This is a genomic window from Bacillus sp. LR--39 (assembly GCF_053613335.1).
Genome location: NZ_JBSIOT010000654.1, coordinates 1 through 813 on the forward strand (window position 1 = coordinate 1; position 813 = coordinate 813).

Consider the following 813-nt stretch of genomic DNA (forward strand, 5'->3'; position numbering starts at 1 on the left):
GCAAAGAAAAAACGCCGATAGGAAGATCCGGTACAGGCGAGGATATCGCCCGGATTATCGCTTTCTTGTGTGAGGAGAACTCAGACCTTGTGACAGGGACTGTCATTGAAGCCACCGGAGGCCTCAATGTCATTAACAAGAATCAAACAACATAAGTTTTTCAGCTTTTTAAAAAGGGAAAATAAAAAAATCAAAATCATGTGACGAGGTGAAAGAAATGAAAGTGACATATCACGGACATTCTGTAATCACAGTGGAAACGAAGGACCATCATATTATTTTTGATCCGTTTTTAACAGGGAATTCATTAACGGATATAAAGCCGGAGGATGTAAAAGCGGATGTCATCTTACTAACGCACGGCCACAATGACCATGTCGGTGATACTGAACAAATCGCCAAGCAAAATAACGCGCTGGTTATAGCCCCGAACGAGCTCTCTGTGTACTTAGGCTGGAAAGGCTTGAATGTTCATCCAATGCACATCGGCGGCTCCCGCCAGTTCGATTTTGGAAAAGTGAAGCTCACACAGGCCTTTCATGGATCAGCCATCACAGATGAAGAAAACAAAACGATCACTTACACAGGCATGCCTGCCGGTATTTTGCTGACTGTAGAAGATAAAACGATTTTCCACGCGGGCGATACGGCACTTTTCTCTGATATGAAACTCATTGGCGAATTGAATCATATCGACCTTGCTTTCCTTCCGATTGGCGATAACTTTACAATGGGGCCTGAAGACGCCAAGCTTGCTGCTGAATGGCTGCGCGCAAAACAGGGCGTGCCGGTGCATTACAATACATTCCCGGT

2 protein-coding genes are annotated in these 813 nt (G+C 44.9%); both read left to right on the forward strand.

The window, feature by feature from the left end; translation table 11 throughout:
* A partial coding sequence (locus ACWHAR_RS25605) for an SDR family oxidoreductase (protein WP_452088251.1) occupies window positions 1–155 on the forward strand: 155 nt, incomplete at its 5' end.
* Between the two features lie 62 nt (window positions 156–217).
* The coding region (locus tag ACWHAR_RS25610) for a metal-dependent hydrolase (RefSeq protein WP_452088250.1) at window positions 218–813 on the forward strand (596 nt) is incomplete at its 3' end.